The sequence below is a fragment of the Pseudomonas paraeruginosa PA7 genome (assembly GCF_000017205.1).
Taxonomy (GTDB): Bacteria; Pseudomonadota; Gammaproteobacteria; order Pseudomonadales; family Pseudomonadaceae; genus Pseudomonas; species Pseudomonas paraeruginosa.
Map to the genome: position 1 here is coordinate 1,740,178 of NC_009656.1, position 18,289 is coordinate 1,758,466.

At 69.7% G+C, this 18,289-nt stretch carries 18 protein-coding genes; 11 read left to right on the top strand and 7 right to left on the bottom strand.

All coding sequences use genetic code 11. The features are described from left to right. Positions 1-19: 19 nt before the first annotated feature. The 3 genes from PSPA7_RS08130 to PSPA7_RS08140 form a co-directional block, all read right to left on the bottom strand. Positions 20-364, bottom strand: a complete 345-nt coding sequence (locus tag PSPA7_RS08130; RefSeq protein ID WP_003150308.1) for a cupin domain-containing protein — start codon at positions 362-364, stop codon at positions 20-22. Positions 365-396: 32 nt separating this feature from the next. Next, positions 397-1,803 (bottom strand): NAD(P)/FAD-dependent oxidoreductase, encoded by a 1,407-nt coding sequence (locus tag PSPA7_RS08135; RefSeq protein ID WP_012074837.1) that lies wholly within the window; start codon positions 1,801-1,803, stop codon positions 397-399. Between the two features lie 89 nt (positions 1,804-1,892). Continuing rightward, positions 1,893-2,636 carry an AraC family transcriptional regulator gene (locus PSPA7_RS08140; RefSeq protein ID WP_074197349.1) on the bottom strand — a complete coding sequence of 248 codons (744 nt, stop codon included), beginning with the start codon at positions 2,634-2,636 and terminating at the stop codon, positions 1,893-1,895. Between the two features lie 284 nt (positions 2,637-2,920). On the opposite strand from PSPA7_RS08140, the gene PSPA7_RS08145 reads away from it, so the two are divergent. The 3 genes from PSPA7_RS08145 to PSPA7_RS08155 all read left to right on the top strand — a co-directional run bounded on the left by PSPA7_RS08145 (position 2,921) and on the right by PSPA7_RS08155 (position 8,738). After that, a complete protein-coding gene (locus PSPA7_RS08145) occupies positions 2,921-4,678 on the top strand; it encodes a DUF1302 domain-containing protein (protein WP_012074839.1) in 1,758 nt (585 codons plus the stop codon). A gap of 56 nt (positions 4,679-4,734) precedes the next feature. Continuing rightward, a complete protein-coding gene (locus PSPA7_RS08150) occupies positions 4,735-6,105 on the top strand; it encodes a DUF1329 domain-containing protein (protein ID WP_012074840.1) in 1,371 nt (456 codons plus the stop codon). 149 nt (positions 6,106-6,254) lie between these two features. After that, positions 6,255-8,738 carry a LuxR C-terminal-related transcriptional regulator gene (locus tag PSPA7_RS08155; RefSeq protein WP_012074841.1) on the top strand — a complete coding sequence of 828 codons (2,484 nt, stop codon included), beginning with the start codon at positions 6,255-6,257 and terminating at the stop codon, positions 8,736-8,738. 6 nt (positions 8,739-8,744) lie between these two features. On the opposite strand, the gene PSPA7_RS08160 is transcribed toward PSPA7_RS08155, so the two are convergent. Beyond that, positions 8,745-9,557, bottom strand: a complete 813-nt coding sequence (locus PSPA7_RS08160; RefSeq protein ID WP_012074842.1) for a SirB1 family protein — start codon at positions 9,555-9,557, stop codon at positions 8,745-8,747. A 222-nt stretch (positions 9,558-9,779) separates the two neighbouring features. Here PSPA7_RS08160 and PSPA7_RS08165 point away from each other — a divergent pair, with 222 nt between their 5' ends. The 4 genes from PSPA7_RS08165 to PSPA7_RS08180 all read left to right on the top strand — a co-directional run bounded on the left by PSPA7_RS08165 (position 9,780) and on the right by PSPA7_RS08180 (position 14,168). Further along, positions 9,780-10,805, top strand: a complete 1,026-nt coding sequence (locus PSPA7_RS08165) for a Leu/Phe/Val dehydrogenase (protein ID WP_012074843.1) — start codon at positions 9,780-9,782, stop codon at positions 10,803-10,805. Positions 10,806-10,946: 141 nt separating this feature from the next. After that, entirely contained in the window at positions 10,947-12,044 is a 1,098-nt protein-coding gene (gene pdhA / locus PSPA7_RS08170) for a pyruvate dehydrogenase (acetyl-transferring) E1 component subunit alpha (protein WP_012074844.1), read from the top strand. Beyond that, a complete protein-coding gene (locus tag PSPA7_RS08175) occupies positions 12,037-13,038 on the top strand; it encodes an alpha-ketoacid dehydrogenase subunit beta (protein ID WP_012074845.1) in 1,002 nt (333 codons plus the stop codon). The genes pdhA and PSPA7_RS08175 overlap by 8 nt, the downstream gene beginning before the upstream one ends. Before the next feature lie 17 nt (positions 13,039-13,055). Next, positions 13,056-14,168 carry a dihydrolipoamide acetyltransferase family protein gene (locus PSPA7_RS08180; RefSeq protein ID WP_012074846.1) on the top strand — a complete coding sequence of 371 codons (1,113 nt, stop codon included), beginning with the start codon at positions 13,056-13,058 and terminating at the stop codon, positions 14,166-14,168. Here PSPA7_RS08180 and PSPA7_RS08185 read toward each other — a convergent pair whose 3' ends face one another. The 3 genes from PSPA7_RS08185 to PSPA7_RS08195 form a co-directional block, all read right to left on the bottom strand. Further along, a complete protein-coding gene (locus PSPA7_RS08185; protein WP_012074847.1) occupies positions 14,169-14,567 on the bottom strand; it encodes a ribosomal maturation YjgA family protein in 399 nt (132 codons plus the stop codon). It abuts the gene before it with no gap. 173 nt (positions 14,568-14,740) lie between these two features. Next, positions 14,741-15,325: a hypothetical protein gene (locus PSPA7_RS08190; RefSeq protein WP_012074848.1), complete on the bottom strand. Its 585-nt coding sequence runs from the start codon at positions 15,323-15,325 to the stop codon at positions 14,741-14,743. A 35-nt stretch (positions 15,326-15,360) separates the two neighbouring features. After that, a complete protein-coding gene (locus PSPA7_RS08195; RefSeq protein WP_003158092.1) occupies positions 15,361-15,627 on the bottom strand; it encodes a YebG family protein in 267 nt (88 codons plus the stop codon). A gap of 209 nt (positions 15,628-15,836) precedes the next feature. Here PSPA7_RS08195 and PSPA7_RS08200 point away from each other — a divergent pair, with 209 nt between their 5' ends. The 4 genes from PSPA7_RS08200 to PSPA7_RS08215 all read left to right on the top strand — a co-directional run bounded on the left by PSPA7_RS08200 (position 15,837) and on the right by PSPA7_RS08215 (position 18,089). Further along, a complete protein-coding gene (locus PSPA7_RS08200) occupies positions 15,837-16,106 on the top strand; it encodes a DUF2790 domain-containing protein (protein WP_003158093.1) in 270 nt (89 codons plus the stop codon). Positions 16,107-16,225: 119 nt separating this feature from the next. Beyond that, positions 16,226-16,444, top strand: a complete 219-nt coding sequence (locus PSPA7_RS08205) for a hypothetical protein (protein ID WP_003158094.1) — start codon at positions 16,226-16,228, stop codon at positions 16,442-16,444. Between the two features lie 75 nt (positions 16,445-16,519). Next, positions 16,520-17,035 (top strand): RNA polymerase sigma factor, encoded by a 516-nt coding sequence (locus PSPA7_RS08210; protein WP_003158095.1) that lies wholly within the window; start codon positions 16,520-16,522, stop codon positions 17,033-17,035. A gap of 64 nt (positions 17,036-17,099) precedes the next feature. After that, positions 17,100-18,089: a FecR family protein gene (locus PSPA7_RS08215; RefSeq protein ID WP_012074849.1), complete on the top strand. Its 990-nt coding sequence runs from the start codon at positions 17,100-17,102 to the stop codon at positions 18,087-18,089. The last annotated feature ends 200 nt before the right edge of the window (positions 18,090-18,289 follow it).

Below are 18,289 nucleotides of genomic sequence, written 5' to 3' on the forward strand. Positions count from 1 at the left end.
CGCCGTCGCGCCGCGCGGGCTAGCGGTGGATGATCACGTAGCTCTTGCGCACGGTTTCCTCCACGTCCCACACGCCGAGACTGTTCTCCGGCAGCAGCAGGGCGTCGCCGGCCTCGATGCGGATGGTCTCGCCGCCGTCCGGGGTGAAGCTGCAGCGGCCTTGCAGGAAGTGACAGAACTCCTGTTCGACGATCTGCCGCCGCCAGCGCCCGGGCGTGCATTCCCAGATGCCGGTTTCCACCTGGTCGGCGCGCTCCACTGCATAGGCGCGGGTCTGCGCGACCGGCTCGCCGAGGGGCACCGCGACCGGGCTGGCGGCGCCAAGATCGGCGCCGGCGGTATTTTTCAGAAGGGTGAGGGCCATGTGGGTTTCTCTGTGGGAGGTGGAGGGGATTCTCAGCGCATCAGGCTTTCCATGCCGGCCGCGAGGCTTTGCGCCAGGCTGCGTCGCCAGGGCGCGCTGTGCGGGTCGGCAAGGACCCGGTCCTCATGGACGAAGCTGCGGATGATCGCGTTGTAGCCGAGCCAGCGGCAGGGCTCCGGTTCCCAGCGGGCCAGGCTGCCCAGCGCACGTTCGCGCACTACCCAGGGTTGGCGCACCAGCTCGTTGTCCTCGCCGAGGATCAGCGCGGCCAGGGTGCGGCCGCCGAGGTTGCTGGCGCCGACTCCTTCGCCGCCATAGCCGCCGGAAAGGGCGATGCCACTGGCGCGGTCGACCAGCATGTGCGGGTGGAAACGCCGCGCCATGCCCAGGTTGCCGCCCCAGGTATGAGTGATCTTCACATCCCGCAGCAGTGGGAAGAGTTCGCCGAACAGCTGGCGGCGCAGGCCGACTTCCTCGTCGTCGAGGCTGAAGTCGCTGCGCAGCCTGCCGCCGAAGCGGTAGCCGCCCCGCGCGCCGAAGGCCAGGCGATCGTCGGCGGTGCGCTGGCCGTAAGTGACCTGGCGGCTGAATTCGCTGAAGGCCTGGCCGCGTTCCAGGCCGATCTCCGCCCAGACCGACGACGGCAGCGGCTCGGTGGCGACCAGCAGGCTCTGCACCGGCAGTTGGTGGTTGCCCAGCGGCGGCAGGCTGGCGGCATAGCCTTCCACCGCCGGCACGATCCATTCGGCGCGCAGTTCGCCGCGCTCGGTGCGCAGCAGGCCGCGTTGCCAGTGGCGCACCCGGCTCTTCTCGAACAGCCGCACGCCCAGGCGCTCCACCGCGCGGGCCAGGCCGCGCGCGAGCCTGGCCGGCTGGATGGTGGCGCAGTGCGGCGAATGGATCGCCCCGTAGCTGCCGGGAATGCGCAACTGCTGGTCGAGCTCCTGCGGCGTCAGCCAGCGGTAGTCGCTTTCGTCCAGGCCTTCGGCATACAGATCGTGCAGATAGGCGCGCAGGCGGCGTTCCTGTTCCGGGTAGCGTGCCGCGCAATAGAGCACGCCGCCCTTGCGGTAGTCGCAGTCGATGCCTTCCTCCTGCAGCACCCGCGCGACTTCGTCGGGAATCCCGTGCAGCAGGTCGTAGCCGGTCCGGCGGCGCTCGGCGGGTAGCGCGGAGAGCAGGCGGTCCTCGCCGAGCAGGTTGCCCATCAGCCAGCCGCCGTTGCGCCCCGAGGCGCCGAAGCCGGCGGTCTCGGCCTCGACGATGGCGACGCGCAACTGCGGCGCCTGGGTCTTCAGGTAATAGGCGGTCCACAGGCCGGTATAGCCGGCGCCGACGATGGCCACGTCGACCTCGAGGGAGACTTCCAGGGACGGGCGCGCGGCAAGCGGTTCGTCCAGTTGATTCATCCACAGGCTCAGATGGCGCCAGGCCGACATAGAAGGCTCCGTAGCAAGAGGGAAGGAGGATGCGGCGAGAGTAGGAAGCGGCCGCGCGCTTGTCGTGCGCGCGGGTCCGCTGGGAAATCTCAGCGGCGCGGCGACAGGCGCTTCAGGTATTCGCGCGGTGACTGGCCGGTGTGCTGGCGGAAACAGCGGTAGAAGGCCGACAGCGAATTGAAGCCGGCGGCGAAGGCCAGTTCGTCGACCCGTCCGGGCAGCTCGCCGGAGAGCTGGCCAAGCAGGTGCTGCAGGCGGGTCTGGTTGACGTACTGGTAGAAGCTCAGGCCGAGCACCTGGTTGAGCAGGTAGGAAATCTGGTTGCGGGTGTAGCCGGTGGCGTTGGCCACCTGGGTCAGGTCCAGGTCCGGGTCGAGATAGGGCTGGGCCTGCTGGAAGTAGTGCTCCAGGTCGCGCGCCAGCAGGCTCAGCTGCTTGGCCGAAAGCCCCAGGCGGCTGGCCGGCGGCCGGCCGTCGCCGCCGGCCTGGGCTCCGCCGCCGCTTTCGTGGACCAGCGAGGCGTATTCGTTGATGCGCCAGATCAGGCCGTCGCGCACGCTGATCGCCTCGCTGGCGCGGAACGAAGCCAGGCGGCCGCTTAGGGTCACGCGCAGGCGGTACTGGATGAACGCGGTATCGCCGTCGAAGCGGATACGGTCGGTGTGCTCCAGCGACTCGTCGGGGCCCTTGGGCATGGTCGCCTCGACGTACTCGCGGAGATCGGCCAGGCGCATCCGGCGGTTCTGGAAGAAGTCGTTGTATTCGACCTCGGGATGATAGAGCGCCATCACCGCGTCGATGTCGCGGTGCTTCCAGCTGAGGTGGTAACGCATCACGGTCTCGCGGGTGGCGTCGGCGAGGTCGCGGTCGTCGGCAATGGCTTGTTCGGGCTGCATGGGATGAAGGATGCCATCGCCGTCGTCGGCGGAACAGTGCCGCGACTTCATCCACGTACTGGATGATGGCGTATCCATCCTGCATATGGCACCGGCAGAGGCGCGTTCCAGGGCACCCGTTCACTCTTTCGGGCGACGCTCGGAATACCTCCTTGGTGCGCTTACCGGCGTGCCGGGCGCTGGGTAGGGTGTAGCCACCTCGACCCTGTCAGGAGAGCCGCATGACAACAACAAAAAGGCGCGGAATCTTCCCCCTGCACGCACTCGCTGCGGCCACAGCCCTGGGTTGCGCCACCCAGGCCTCGGCCGTGTCATTCAACATCGGCGAGATCGAAGGGCAATTCGACTCGTCGCTGTCGGTGGGGGCCAGCTGGTCCATGCGTTCCGCCGACAAGGACTACATCGGTACCCGCAACGGCGGTCACGCCTCGTCGCAGACCTCCGACGACGGCCGGCTGAACTTCAAGAAGGGCGAGACCTTCTCGAAGATCTTCAAGGGCATCCACGATCTCGAACTCAAGTACGGCGACACCGGCGCGTTCTTCCGTGGCAAGTACTGGTACGACTTCGAGCTGAAGGACGAACACCGCCTGCTCTACGACATCGACGACCACAACCGCAAGGAGGGCGCCAAGTCCTCCGGGGCGCAGCTGCTCGATGCCTTCCTCTACCACAACTACACCATCGGCGACCTGCCCGGCAGCGTGCGGGTCGGCAAGCAGGTGGTGAGCTGGGGCGAGAGCACCTTCATCCAGAACTCGATCAACAGCATCAACCCGATGGACGTCGCCGCGTTCCGCCGGCCCGGCGCGGAGATCAAGGAAGGCCTGATCCCGGTGAACATGCTCTACCTGTCCCAGGGTATCAGCGATGCCGTGACCGTCGAAGGTTTCTATCAGCTGGAATGGGACCAGACGGTGATCGACAACTGCGGCACCTTCTTCTCCACCACCGACGTGGTCGCCGATGGCTGCGAGCGGATGGTCTACGCCGGCAGCGATTTCGACCCGAATCCGGCCAACGGCTACCGCTACCTGCCGCGCGCCGGCGATCGCGATGCCCGCGACAGCGGCCAGTGGGGCCTGGCCCTGCGCTGGTACGCGGCGGAGCTGAACGACACCGAGTTCGGCCTGTACGCGATGAACTACCACAGTCGCAACCCGTACTACAGCGTGATCGCCGGCAACGGCCTGGCCACCTCCGACCCGGTCACCGGCCGCTCCACCGGCTATTACTTCATCGACTATCCCGAGGACATCCGCCTCTACGGCCTGAGCTTCCAGACCAACATCGGCAGCACCTCGGTGGCTGGCGAGCTGAGCTACCGGCCGAACATGCCGCTGCAGATCAACAGCACCGACATGTCGATCGCCGCGATCTACCCGTCCACCATGTTCGGCAACCCGATCTACGACAGCGGTTTCGCCACCCCGCGCGCCGGCGAGGTGATCAACGGCTACGTGCGCAAGCCGGTGACCCAGGCACAGGTCACCGTCACCCAGTTCTTCGACCGGGTGCTGGCGGCCGACCGCCTGACCGTGGTCGGCGAGGTCGGCTACAACCACCTCAGCGGGGTCGACGGCGACGACCTGCGCTACGGCCGCGACGCCATCTACGGCATCGGCGAACTGCCGAACAACGCCTTGTGCACCGGTGCGCTCAACGTGGCCAACCCGCAGGAGTGCAACAGCCACGGCTTCTACACGCGCAATTCGTGGGGCTACCGTCTGCGCGGGATCCTCGAATATCCCAACGTGTTCGCCGGGGTCAACCTGAAGCCGAACCTGGCCTGGTCGCACGACGTCGAAGGCTACGGGCCGAACTTCAGCGAGGGCGCCAAGGCCGTCAGCGTCGGCCTCGATGCCGACTACCAGAACACCTATACCGCCAGCATCAGCTACACCGACTTCTTCGGTGGCGACTACAACCCGATCAACGACCGCGACTTCCTCGCGGTGAGCTTCGGGGTGAACTTCTGAGGTCCGCCGCCCTTCGGGGCGGCCGCTTTCGCGGATACGAACAAGGATAACGACGCATGAAAACAGCACGACTCCTGTCCTCCGGGGCGCTGGCCCTCAGCCTGCTGGCCGGTTCGGTGACGGCGGCGGTTTCGCCCGACGAGGCCGCCAAACTCGGCAGCAGCCTGACCCCCATCGGCGCGCAGAAGGAAGGCAATGCCGACGGCAGCATCCCGGCCTGGACCGGCGGCCTCGCGGCCAGCGCCGGCAAGGTCGACGGCAAGGGCTTCCTTTCCGATCCCTTTGCCGACGAGAAGCCGCTGTTCACCATCACCGCGCAGAACGTCGAGCAATACAAGGACAAGCTCTCCGACGGCCAGTTGGCGATGTTCAAGCGCTACCCCGAGACCTACCGGATCCCGGTGTACAAGACCCATCGCACGGTGGCCCTGCCGGCCGAGATCGACGAGGCGGCCAAGCAGAGCGCACTGAACGTGCAGCCGATCAACGACGGCAACGGCCTGTCGAATTTCGAGAAGAGCCGCTACTACGCCTTCCCGATCCCGAAGAACGGCGTGGAAGTGCTCTGGAACCACATCACCCGCTACCGCGGCGGCAACCTCAAGCGCACCATCGTCCAGGCCACTCCGCAGACCAACGGCAGCTTCACGCCGATCCGCTTCGAGGAGTCGGTGGCATTCCCGCAGAACATGCCTGACCTCGACCAGGGCAAGGCGGCCAACATCCTCACCTTCTTCAAGCAGCAGGTGACCGCGCCGGCGCGCCTGGCGGGCAACGTGCTGCTGGTCCACGAGACCCTCGACCAGGTCAAGGAGCCGCGCCTGGCCTGGGTCTACAACGCCGGCCAGCGCCGCGTGCGGCGCGCCCCGCAGGTGGCCTACGATGGCCCGGGCACCGCCGCCGACGGCCTGCGCACCTCGGATAACTTCGACATGTTCTCCGGCGCCCCGGACCGCTACGACTGGAAGCTGGTCGGCAAGCGCGAGATGTACATCCCCTACAACGCCTACAAGCTCAACGACCCGACCCTGAAGTACGCCGACATCATCAAGGCCGGGCACATCAACCAGGACCTGACCCGCTACGAGCTGCACCGGGTGTGGGAAGTGGTCGGCACGGTGAAGCCGGGCGAGCGGCACATCTACGCCAAGCGCCACATGTACATCGACGAGGACAGCTGGCAGATCGCCCTGGTCGACCACTACGACGGTCGCGGCCAGCTCTGGCGGGTCGGCGAGGGCCACGCGCAGTACCACTACGACCAGAAGGTCGCCGGCTACACCCTGGAGGCGCTCTACGACGTGATCGCCGGTCGCTACCTGGCGCTGGGCATGAACAACGAGGAGAAGCGCGGCTACGTGTTCGGCTTCAAGGCCTCGTCCGCCGACTACACCCCGGCCGCCCTGCGCAACGCAGGGGTACGCTGAGTCCCGGCCAGTCGCGACGAGCGCGTCGGCTTGTGCCGACGCGCTCGTTCGTTATGACGGCCCATCACCCGGCGCAATCATCGTTCAGCCGCGTGGCGGGCTCGGTCTAGGCTCCCGGCAAGGCGCTTCGACAGAACAAGAGCACTGCCATGACCGAGCCGACCGAGCTGCCCGCCGCCTTGCCGCGGCTGCCGCCGCAGCACCTGCCGCGGCCCCGTTTGCACCAGCCGCTGCTGCGCGGCGAATGCCGCCTGCGCCTGCTCTGCGCGCCCGCCGGCAGCGGCAAGACCGTGCTCCTGGGGGAGTGCGCGCGGCAGGCGCCGCCTGGCGTGCAGGTGGCCTGGCTGGCGCTGGGCGGGGAGGCGCTGGACCCCGCGACCTTCCGCCGCCGCCTGGCCGGCGCCCTCGGTCTGCCCGAGGACGGCGACGAGGCGCAACTGTGCCGACGGCTGCGCAACGCATCCGCGCTGTGGCTGCTGCTCGACGATTACCCACGCTGTCCCGATCCGGCGCTGGACGCCTGTCTCGATCGCCTGCTGAGCGCGGCTTCCCCTCGGGTCAGCTGGTGGCTGGCGAGCCGGCGACGGCCGCAATGCAACCTGACCCGCCTGCTGCTGGAAGGCGAGCTGCGCGAGGTCGATGCCGGCCAGCTGGCCTTCGACCTCACGGAAGTCGTCGACCTGCTGCGCCTGCATGGACGTCGCGCTGACGCCGACGCGGCCGTTGCGCTGCTCGAGCGCAGCGGCGGCTGGTGCGCCGCGCTGCGTCTGGGGCTGCTGGTCGGCGAGGAACAGGCTGGCCCGTTGTTGCAGGAATACCTGCAACACGAACTTCTCGACGACCTGTCGCTGCCGCTGGCCGACGCGGCACGGGCCCTGGCCTGGCTGCCGCATGTCGGTAGCGGACTGTTCCGCCGCCTGTTCGAGTCCCTGCCGCAGGGGCTGGACGAGCTGCTTGCGCGGGGGTTCCCGTTGCAGACCGACGGCCTCCAGCGCTATCGCCTGCCGGCGGCGATCCGCGAGGTCTGGCGCACATCGCCGCACCGGCCGCAGGCGGCGTTCCACCGCTGCGCCTGCCACTGGTTCGCCGAGCATGGCGAAACCCGCGAGGCGGTCGACCAGGCCCTGGCCGCCGACGAGCCGGAGACTGCCGCCGCGCTGTTGCAGAAGCTCACCGAGGAGCAACTGCTGCACGGCCACAACATCGGCCTGGTCCTGGCCCTGCGCGACGAGCTTCCGGCGGCGCTGCTGGCCAGCACGCCGCGCCTGCTGATCCTGAATGCCTGGGCGCTGCTGTATGCCGGGCGCCTGGCCGAGGCCGAGGCTTGCATCGGGCAACTGGCGCGCTTCCAGCCGATGCCTTCGGCCGCCCGCCAGAGGTCGCTGCTGGCGCAATGGCAGGGGCTGTACGGGATCCTCCTGCACTGCCGGGGCGAGCGTGGCGCCGCCGGGCAGCTGCGCGAGGCCCTGGAACACCTGCCGGAAGACGCCTGGTCGCAGGGGCTGATCTGCCATTCGGCGCTGATGCAGCTGGCGATGATCGAGGGACGGATGGACCAGGCGCGGCTGGTCGGTCGCGACGCCCTGCGCCTGGCACGCGAGCACGATAGCCTGATCTTCGAGGCGCTGATCGAGCTGGATCGCGCGCAGTGGCTGGAATCGCGTGGCGAACTGGTGCGCGCGGAGAGCGTTCTCGACCGCGCCCAGCGCTACCTCGAGGACCTCGGCCAGCAGGGCAGCCCGATGCTCGGCCGGATCACCCTGCGTCGCGCGCGCCTGTGCCTGCAACAGGGGCGCGACGGCGAAGCAGGGCAGTGGTACCGGCAGGGGCTGGAGCAGGCACGGGCCAACCGTGATCCCTGGGTGCTCTACGGCTATCTCGGGCTGGCCTTGCTGGAGGCGGGCCAGGGCGACCTGGACGCGGCGTTCAACCGCCTGCTGGAGGTCGAACGGTTGATGCAGCAGCGTCACGTGCCCGACTCGCTGTACCGCGGCGCCCTGCTGCTGGTCAGCGCCGCGCTGACCTTGCAGCAGGGCCGTCCGCACCAGGCGCGGGAGATCCTTCTGCGGGTGCGTGCCTACTTCCAGCCGGGGCGCGCGCGCCTGTCGCCGCCTTCGGAGCCGGAGCTGGAGGCGCGGGTGGAACACCAGCTGGCGCTGGCCGAACTCTATGGCGGCGACAGCGCCGCCGCCGAGGCGCGCCTGCGCGGATTGCTCGCGGTACTCGAGGCACAGGGCCGGCAGACGCTGCTCTGCGAGGTGCGCATGGCCATCGCCGAGTGCCAGTTCCTCGCCGGCCAGCTGACCCAGGCCCAGCAATCGCTGCGCAGCGGCCTGGAACTGGCCGGGCGGCTTGGCCTGCAGTTGCCGCAACGGCGCCTGCGGCAACGCCAGCCGCAGCTGTTCGCCGCCCTGCCGGGCGAGGACGAGGAAGGGCTCAGCCCGCTCAGTTGCCGGGAGCTGGCGGTTCTCGGACTGATCGCCCAGGGCTGCTCCAACCAGGAGATCGGCGAGCAGCTGTTCATTTCCCTGCACACGGTGAAGACCCACGCCCGGCGCATCAACGGCAAGCTCGGCGTGGCCCGGCGGACCCAGGCGGTGGCGCGGGCCAAGGCCCTCGGCCTGCTCGCCTGAAACCGTTCAGTGCAGGGCGCGGCCGGGCGGCGGGGCGAGTTCGCCGAGCCGCTGGCCCAGGCGCAGTTGCTCGGTGGGGTCTTCGCTGAGCAGCAGGGCGCGCTCCAGGTCATAGCGTTCCGCCTGCGGGCAGTCCAGTTGCCGGTACAGCGCGGCGCGCGCCTCGTGGTCGGCGGCACCCACCGGCCCCAGCTCGATCACCCGCTGGGCGTCCTTCAGCGCCGCCAGCGGTTCGCCGGCGGCGGCGTGCAGCTGGCGGAGGTTGCGCGACAGGCGCTGGAGGACTTCCCCGGCGCTGGCCTGCTTCAGGTAGGCGGCCTGCAGTTCGCTCTTCGGTCCGTGCAGGCGCAGCAACAGTTCGCGGCAGTCGGGAGTGTACAGGCGGCGCCCGGTCGCCGGGTCGAGCAGGTGATCGGCCTGGGGCACGCGGAGCAGGAAGCGGCCCGGGAAGTTCACCCCCACCAGCGGAATCTCCAGCCGGCGCGCCAGTTCCATGGCCACCAGCGCCAGCGACAGCGGCTGCCCCTGGCGGCGTTGCAGCACCAGCGGGAGCAGGGCCGAGCGTGGCTGCAGGGGGAAGTCGTCGTCCTCGCAGAAACCCTGTTCGCTCATGCGCCGCAGCAGCCCCTGCGCCCGTTCGCTGGCCGAGGCGCGGTCGTCGAGGCTGGCGCCGATCTGCCGGGCTAGCTCGTCGAGCGTGCGCTGCGACTGGCCGGGCGGATACGCGGGAAGGTGCTCGGCGGCGATCCACAGGGCCGCCTCGAACAGCGCGGGCGGCTCCTGGGCGAGGCAATCGAGGCAGGCTTGACGCGGCTCCATGGCTTTCTCCTGGCGCGCCGGGATCGCGTGAGATTCGGCCCTGCGGGACGGGCAGGGCCGGTTTCGATCGGGCGGACCCCCATGGTTGTAACCGCCCGCCGGGGCTTCGTCCAGTACCCGCCGTTGCCGCGCCGGGCGTTTCGCCGGGGCCTGCCTATACTGAGGAGGCCGGCCGGCAACGGCGCGGCCCGGATAACAAGCATCAAGCAGGGGAGCCCCAGCATGTTCGACATGATGGACGCGGCCCGGCTCGAGGGTCTTCACCTCGCCCAAGACCCGGCCACGGGACTCAAGGCCATTATCGCCATCCACAGCACGCGACTCGGCCCGGCGCTGGGTGGCTGTCGCTATCTGCCCTATCCCAGCGACGAAGCCGCCATCGGCGACGCCATCCGCCTGGCCCAGGGCATGAGCTACAAGGCGGCGCTGGCCGGACTCGAGCAGGGCGGCGGCAAGGCGGTGATCATCCGTCCGCCGCACCTGGACAATCGCGGCGCGCTGTTCGAGGCGTTCGGGCGCTTCATCGAAAGCCTCGGCGGGCGCTACATCACCGCGGTGGACAGCGGTACCTCGAGCGCCGACATGGATTGCATCGCCCAGCACTCCCGCCACGTCACCAGCACCACCCTGGCCGGCGACCCGTCGCCGCACACCGCCCTCGGGATCTTCGCCGGGATCCGCGCCAGCGCCCAGGCGCGCCTCGGCAGCGACGACCTGGAGGGCCTGCGGGTCGCGGTACAGGGGCTCGGCCACGTGGGCTACGCGCTGGCCGAGCAGTTGGCGGCGGTCGGCGCCGAGCTGCTGGTCTGCGATCTCGATCCCGGGCGGGTGCAACTGGCGGTCGAGCAGCTCGGCGCCCACCCGCTGGCGCCGCAGGCGCTGCTCTCCACGCCCTGCGACATCTTCGCGCCGTGCGGGCTGGGCGGCGTGCTCACCAGCCACAGCGTCAGCCAGTTGCGCTGCGCGGCGGTGGCCGGGGCGGCGAACAACCAGCTGGAGCGGCCGGAGGTCGCCGACGAGCTGGAGGCGCGCGGGATCCTCTATGCCCCGGACTACGTGATCAACTCCGGCGGCCTGATCTACGTAGCCCTCAAGCATCGCGGCGCCGATGCGCAGAGCATCACCGCGCACCTGGCGCGGATCCCCGCGCGACTCACCGAGATCTACGCCCACGCCCAGGCCGACCACCAGTCGCCGGCGCGGATCGCCGATCGCCTGGCGGAGCGGATTCTCTACGGCCCGCACTGACGGGCCGGCTTTTCCGGCGAGGCCGCCAGCGCGCCTCGCCAGCGGCAGTGCGGGCCACCCCCGCCGCGCCGCGCGTGCACGCCGCCACCCGCGGCGCGACCCCGAGCGGCACGCCTATCCGGCGTGCGGAGGAGGCTTGCGATGGTTCACAACCGGGTCGACCCGCCTTTCACCCGCTATCTCGACAGCCACGGCCAGCCCCTCGGCGAGCTGCCCGCCTGGGCCGCCGATGGCGACGTGCTGGTCCGTCTCTACCGGCAGATGCTCCTGACCCGCCTGTTCGACCAGAAGGCGGTGGCCCTCCAGCGTACCGGGCGGATCGGCACCTATGCGCCGACCCTCGGCCAGGAAGCGATAGGCGTGGCGATCGGCAGCCAGATGCGCGCCGAGGACGTGCTGGTGCCCTATTACCGCGATACCGCCGTGCAACTCATGCGCGGCGTGCGCATGGAGGACATCCTCCTCTACTGGGGCGGCGACGAGCGCGGCAGCGACTACGCCGAACCACTGGCGGCGCAGGACTTTCCCATCTGCGTGCCGATCGCGACCCAGGCGCTGCATGCCTGCGGGGTCGCCTCGGCGTTCCGCATCCGCGGCGAGCACCGGGTGGCGGTGACCACCTGCGGCGATGGCGCCACCAGCAAGGGCGATTTCCTCGAGGCGCTGAACGTGGCGGGCGCCTGGCAGTTGCCGGTGCTCTTCGTGGTCAACAACAACCAGTGGGCGATCTCGGTGCCGCGGCGCATCCAGTGCGGCGCGCCGACCCTGGCGGAGAAGGCGGTGGGTGCCGGCTGCCCCGGCGAACAGGTGGACGGCAACGACGTGCTGGCGGTCGCCGAGCGGGTCCGCGCGGCGCTCGAGCGGGCGCGCCAGGGCAAGGGCCCGAGCCTGCTGGAGTGCATCAGCTACCGCCTCTGCGACCACACCACCGCCGACGACGCCAGCCGCTACCGCTCCGCCGAGGAGGTCAGCCAGGCCTGGCGCGAGGAGCCGATCAGGCGCCTGCGCGCCTTCCTCGCCGGTCGTGGCCAGTGGGACGAGGAGCGCGAGCAGGCGCTGCTGGGCGAGTGCCAGGCGCGGGTGCAGGAGGCGGTGGAGCGTTTCGAGACGTACGGCACGCAGGCGCCGCAGGCGCTGTTCGAGCATGTCTACGCGCGCTGGCCGGCGGTCCTGGAGGAGCAGCGCGAGCAGGTGCTGGAGCGCGCCGCGCGGCGGCAGGGAGGGGCCGAGCATGAATGAGCGCGACGGCGAAGCGAAACGCCTGACCCTGCTGGAGGCGGTCAACCTGGCGCTGCACCGGGCGATGGCCGAGGACGAGACGGTGGTGGTGCTGGGCGAGGACGTCGGGGTCAATGGCGGGGTGTTCCGCGCCACTCTTGGCCTGCGCGAGCGCTTTGGCTTCAAGCGGGTGCTGGATACGCCGCTGGCGGAGAACATGATCGCCGGGCTGTCCATCGGCATGGCCGCCCAGGGCCTGAAACCGGTGATGGAGATCCAGTTCATGGGCTTCATCTACGCCGCCATGGAGCAACTGGTGTCCCATGCCAGCCGCCTGCGCAATCGCACCCGCGGCCGCCTGGCCTGCCCGCTGGTGCTGCGCACGCCGATGGGCGCGGGAATCCGCGCGCCGGAGCACCACAGCGAGGCGACCGAGGCGATGTTCGCGCACATCCCCGGCGTCCGCGTGCTGGTGCCGTCGTCGCCAGCGCGGGCCTACGGCCTGCTCCTGGCGGCGATCGACGATCCCGACCCGGTGATCTTCCTCGAACCGACCCGGCTCTACCGGATGAACCCGCAGCCGCTGGCGGACGACGCCCGGCGCCTGCCGCTGGACAGTTGCTTCACCCTCCGCGAAGGCGGCGACCTGACCCTGGTCAGCTGGGGTGCCAGCGTCCACGAGACCCTGCAGGCTGCCGAGCGCCTGGCGCAGCGCGGCATCGAGGCCGAAGTGATCGACGTCGCCTGCCTCAAGCCGCTCGACCTCGACACCCTGGAAGCCTCGGTGCGCAAGACCGGTCGCTGCGTGATCGTCCACGAGGCGCCAAGGAGCGGCGGCCTCGGCGGGGAAATCGCCGCGAGCCTCTACGAGCGCGTCCTGTTCGACCTGCGGGCGCCGATCCAGCGGGTCGCGGCGGCTGACATCCCACCGCCGCTGTACCGCCTGGAATCGCTGTACATGCCCGCCGTGGAGGACATCCTGGCGGCCTGCGACACCGTGCTCGGCTACGCCTGAGCCAAGGGGAGACGACCATGAAGCACTTCAAGCTGCCCGACCTGGGCGAGGGCCTGCAGGAAGCGGAAATCGTCGAATGGCACGTCAAGTCCGGCGACAGCGTGCGCGCCGACCAGCGCCTGGTGTCGGTGGAAACCGCCAAGGCGCTGGTGGAAATCCCCGCGCCCTACGACGGAGTGGTGGGCAAGCTGTTCGGCGCCGAGGGCGACATCCTCCACGTCGGCGAACCGCTGGTGGGCTTCGAGGGCGAGGAGGCGGACGCCGGTACCGTGGTGGGGCGCCTGGAGGGCGGCGGTAGCGCCCCGGAGGACCGTTTCTTCATCGGCGCCGCGCCGTCCACCCGCGAGCACCTGGCGCCGCGCGCGACCCCGGCGGTGCGCCAGTTCGCCCGCCAGCAGGGCGTCGAGCTGGCTGGCCTGAGCGGCTCCGGCCCGGATGGCCTGATCACTCGCGCCGACGTCGAGGCCGCCGCCCAGGGCGCCCGCGAACGCTTCGGCGGCGAGCGCTTGCGCGGCGTACGGCGGAGCATGGCGCTGAACATGGCGCGCTCGCATGCCGAGGTGGTGCCGGTGACGATCTACGGCGACGCCGACCTGCACCGCTGGAAGACCGCCCGCGACCCGCTGATCCGCCTGGCCCAGGCGCTGGCCGAGGCCTGTCGCGCCGAGCCGACCCTCAACGCCTGGTTCGATGGCGCCTCGTTGTCGCTGAAGCTGCATGAGCGGCTCGACCTGGGGATCGCCGTGGACACCCCGGAGGGCCTGTTCGTGCCGGTGCTGCGCGATGTCGGCGCGCGTTCGGCGGAGGACCTGCGCGCCGGTATGCGGCGCCTGCGCGAGGATGTCCAGGCGCGCTCGATCCCGCCGGCGGAAATGCTCGGCGCGACCTTGACCCTATCCAACTTCGGCACCCTGTTCGGCCGCTACGCCAACCCCGTGGTGGTGCCGCCGCAGGTGGCAATCCTCGGTGCCGGCGGCATCCGCGACGAAGTCGTGGCCTGGCGCGGCGAGATGGCCATCCACCCGATCCTGCCGCTGTCGCTGACCTTCGACCACCGCGCCGCCACCGGTGGCGAGGCGGCGCGTTTCCTCAAGGTCCTGGTGAATGCCCTGGAGCAGCCCGACGGCTGATCAGCGCCGGCGTTCCAGCCACCACACCAGCAGCGCGCCGAGGGCATAGGCGAGGATATCGAGCCAGTCGGCGGTGCTGCCGAAAACGATACGCAGCACGGGGCTGGAGAACTGCCAGTGCAGTTGCATCGCCAGGTACTGGCCCAGTTCCAGCAGCGCGCCGACGGCGAAGGCGGCCGTCGCCAGCCGGCCGGCGGGCGCCCTGAGCGCGCCGTTCAGCAGGTAGTAGAGCCAGGCCACCGCCAGCAGGTCGCCGCCGAAGCCGCGTACCCAGCCCCAGTGCCGGCCCAGGGTGGCGAGCGCCACCAGCAGGCCGAACAGCAGCAGTGCCAGCAGCAGGCTGCGCCGGTCCAGGCGCCAGCGTCGCGTGCGGGTGGGGGGGGCGGGGAGAGCGGGCATGGGACTTCGTGGTCGATGAGGCTGCCGGGCGTTGTACGGCAACCAACGGTTTCCGGCAAGGCGGGCGTGGGCCGGACAAGCGCCTTGCGGCTAGCGGCCGGTTCGTGGAGAGCGGCGGCTAACGCCCGTATCGTTCGCCGCCCGACAAGAGCCGTGTCGTTCGCCGCGCGGACTCAGTGGCGTCGCAGGCTGGCGAGCAATTGCTCGACGAAGGCGTCGCTGCCGGAGCTGTCGAGGTAGTGCACCTGGGGCCCGTCGAGCAGGTAGAGCGCATGGTAGGGCTTGCCGGCCTGGCTGCCGCGCAGGCGATAGACCTCGGTACCGGCCACGCGGTAACGGCTGGCACTGGCGCGCCGGTCGCACAGGCCGAGGGCCTGGCGCTGCGCCTGGAGACGTTCGCGCCGGGCGCCGGGCAGGCCGTCCAGGGGCAGGGCGCCGAACAGCAGGCGGACCTGGCGCGGCAGGTCGAGCCGCTCGCCGTCGGCGGCGCCCAGTTCCTGCTGGCGGAGCAGGCGATGGGCGAGGTAGTGGCCATCGGCGTAGCGGGCGATCAGCAGGTCTCCGCTGTGCAGCAGGGTGGCGGGCGCCTGCTGCAGGTCGAGCCGCAGCTTGCCGGGGCCGCCCAGGGCCAGGATCTGCGCGGCGCCGGCAGAGGCTGCCGGTGTCTCGGCGTCCGTGGCCTGGAACGGGCAGGCGAGTGCAGGGGCGCCGGCGAGGCCGAGGAGGGCGCACAGCAGGCCGGCAAGTTGTCGCGGCATGTTTCGGCTCCTTGCGCTTTGCTTGCAGCGGCGGCTCATTCGTCCGCGGCGGTTTCCTCGAACAGTTCGTTGAGGGCGTCCGGCTGGTTCTTGAAGGCGCGGGCGAAGGCATCGCGGTTCTTCGCCATGAAGATGCCCAGCTCTTCCACCTGCTCCTCCTTCAGCGACGGCACCGCCTTCTGCAGCACTTCGGCCAGCGTTTCCGCCAGTTCCAGCATCTTGTCGTAACGATCGGCTTCAGCCTTGTCCATGAACAAACGCTCCTGATCCCGGCTGCTGCGGTACACCACTTCGACGGCCATTCATCACCTCTGTGCCTTCTGAGTCGCAAGGTTGCTTTGACTGGTTATCCATACAGTATATGGCGTCCTGCCGCATCTGGATAGCACCAGGATTGCCGGCGCATTGCCACGATGGTCTTCGTCTGACAGAAATGTCATGCCGGGCTCATGGGCCTGACAGTCTCCGCAGCGTAGTTTCGGGCTGAACGTTCTACCAAGGAGACATCCTCATGAGAGTGATCCCGTTGGCACTTGTCGCGCTGCTCGGCCTGGCGCCGCTGGCCCAGGCGCAGCAACAGCCCTATGGACCCAACCCGGATTCGAAGTCCCTCCGCCAGCACTACGTGGACGGCCGCCTGGACATCGCCCGGGTGATCTACAAGACCGACCTGTGGAATGCCTGCGGCATCGTCCCGGCACGACTGGTCTACGAGGATTCGCAGGGCGAGCGGCATACCGTCGAATACAAGGCCTGGGGCAACGGTTGCAGCGGCAACTGAGCGAGCCCGGTGCGGTCGGCGCCGTACCGGGTTTTCCCCATCTACCCGGGTTCTGCTAAGGTTGCGCGCCTGGCCGCCGCGCCTGCGGCACGTCCTTCCCGCCCGCACGGATGCCCGGCATGCACGAACTCGGTTTCGCCCTCCTGCTCATCGCCTATGTCTGGTCCGTGGCCAGCGGCGGGCGTCGCTCGATCCCCTGCGCCTTGCTCTGCCTGCTGCTGTTTCCGCTGGCGCAACTGGCCTTCGCCATCAACGACGCACCGATGCGCGCGCCGCTGGCACTGGCGGTCTTCGGCGCGGGGCTGGCCTACCTCAGCGGCGGGTCGGTGTTCGGCTGAACCCCGGACATCCAACAATACGATTGAAAATCATTATCATAAAAAATATGCTGCTGGCCTTCTGGAAGGACGTGGGTGGATGCGCCGTTGGCGGAGCAGGATCTCAAGGCACTGTTTCTCAGGCATGCCCGGAAGTTGCAGGCGTATCTGTTGCGCAAGACCCGCGATCCGCACCTGGCCGCGGACCTCGCGCAGGAGAGCTTCCTGCGCCTGGCCGAGCAGCGGCACAAGGAGCCGATCGAGCATGTCGATGCCTACCTCTACCGCACCGCGCACAACCTCGCCATCGACCATTACCGGCAGGAACGGCGGCGCCGCACCGAGACCCGGCCGGGCGACGACTTCGCCGGGTTCGTCGCCGACCAGCCCGGCCCCGAGGAGTCCGCGGTGGATGCCGATGCGCTTGCCCGCCTGCGCGAGACAGTCGCCGAACTGCCGCCGCGCACCCGTGAGATCTTTCGACTCAACCGCCTGGAAGGGCTGACCCATGCCGAGGTGGCGAGGCGCCTGGAAATCTCCGATAGCTCGGTGCAGAAGCACCTGGCCCGCGCCCTGGCCCATGTGATGCAGGCACTCGAGGATTCCCGCTGAATGGATTACCGAGTCTTGCCGGTTCGCGCGTCTGAACCTCTATAACGACCAACGAGAGCCGCACGTGAACAGCCCCCAGGAACAACAGCAGATCCGCCAGCAGGCCGCCGAATGGGCGGTCCGCCTGGACGGCGGCGACCTCGACCGGGCCCGGCGCGAAGCGCTGGACGGCTGGCTGGCGGCCGATCCCCGGCATCCGCCCGCGCTGGCGCTGGCGCAACAGACCTGGAGACAGCTGGGGTTGCTGGCCGAACCGGTGGCGACCGCTCCGGCGCTGTCGGTTGCCAAAGCGCCGCGGCGTCGCTGGGGACGGCGCAAGGGCTGGCGGCGCGGGGCGGTGGCGGCGGTGCTGCTGCTGGCCCTGGGTGGCGCCTGGAACGAGCGCGACGGCGGGGTGGTCTGGCTGGCCGACCACGCCACCGGCAAGGGCGAGGTGCGCACCCTGCGCCTGGCCGACGGCAGCGTGGTCGAACTGGACGCACAGAGCGCCATCGACGTCGCCTACGACAGCCGCGAGCGGCGGGTGCGCCTGATCGAGGGCGGCGCGATCTTCCGCGCCGCGCCGCGCGACGCTTGGGAACCGCGGCCGTTCGTGGTGGAGAGCGCCGGCGGCAACATCCGCGCGCTGGGTACGCGCTTCCTGGTCAGCCGCAACGCCGACGGCAGCGTCCAGGTCGGCGTGCTCGAACACCGCGTCGCGGTGGCCCTGGAGCATCCGCGCACGGGGACCGTCGGGCGCCGCGAACTGGGCGAAGGCGAGAGCCTGCGCTACAGCGCGGAGGGCGGCGTCGAGGCACCGCTGGACGGTCGCCTCGACGACCTGACCAGCTGGCGGCGCGGCCTGCTGGTCTTCGACGACCAGCCGCTGGGCGAAGTGGTGGCGCGACTCAACCGCTACCGGCCGGGGCATTTGCTGGTGGCTCCCGGTGCGTTGGCGCAGCGGCGGGTCAGCGGGGTCTTCCGGGTCGCCGATCTGGAGGCGTCGTTGCAGTCGATCAGCGACGAGCTGGGAGTGCGCAGCCTGAGCCTGGCGGGAGTGACGCTGTTGTATTGAGCGGTGCGATCGCTTCCGAGAGCGTCGACCACGGTCCGGGCATTCGTCCCCTGCGCTGGTTCCTTCAGGTGCTGGAAAGCGCAATCCTCGAGCCGCCGATCCCGCGGGCGAAAAATTTTCTCGATTTCCGTTACTGACTTTCCCTGCCTCCATCGTTCTCTTAACGAGACTGATTCTTATTACATAAACGATGGAGTGTA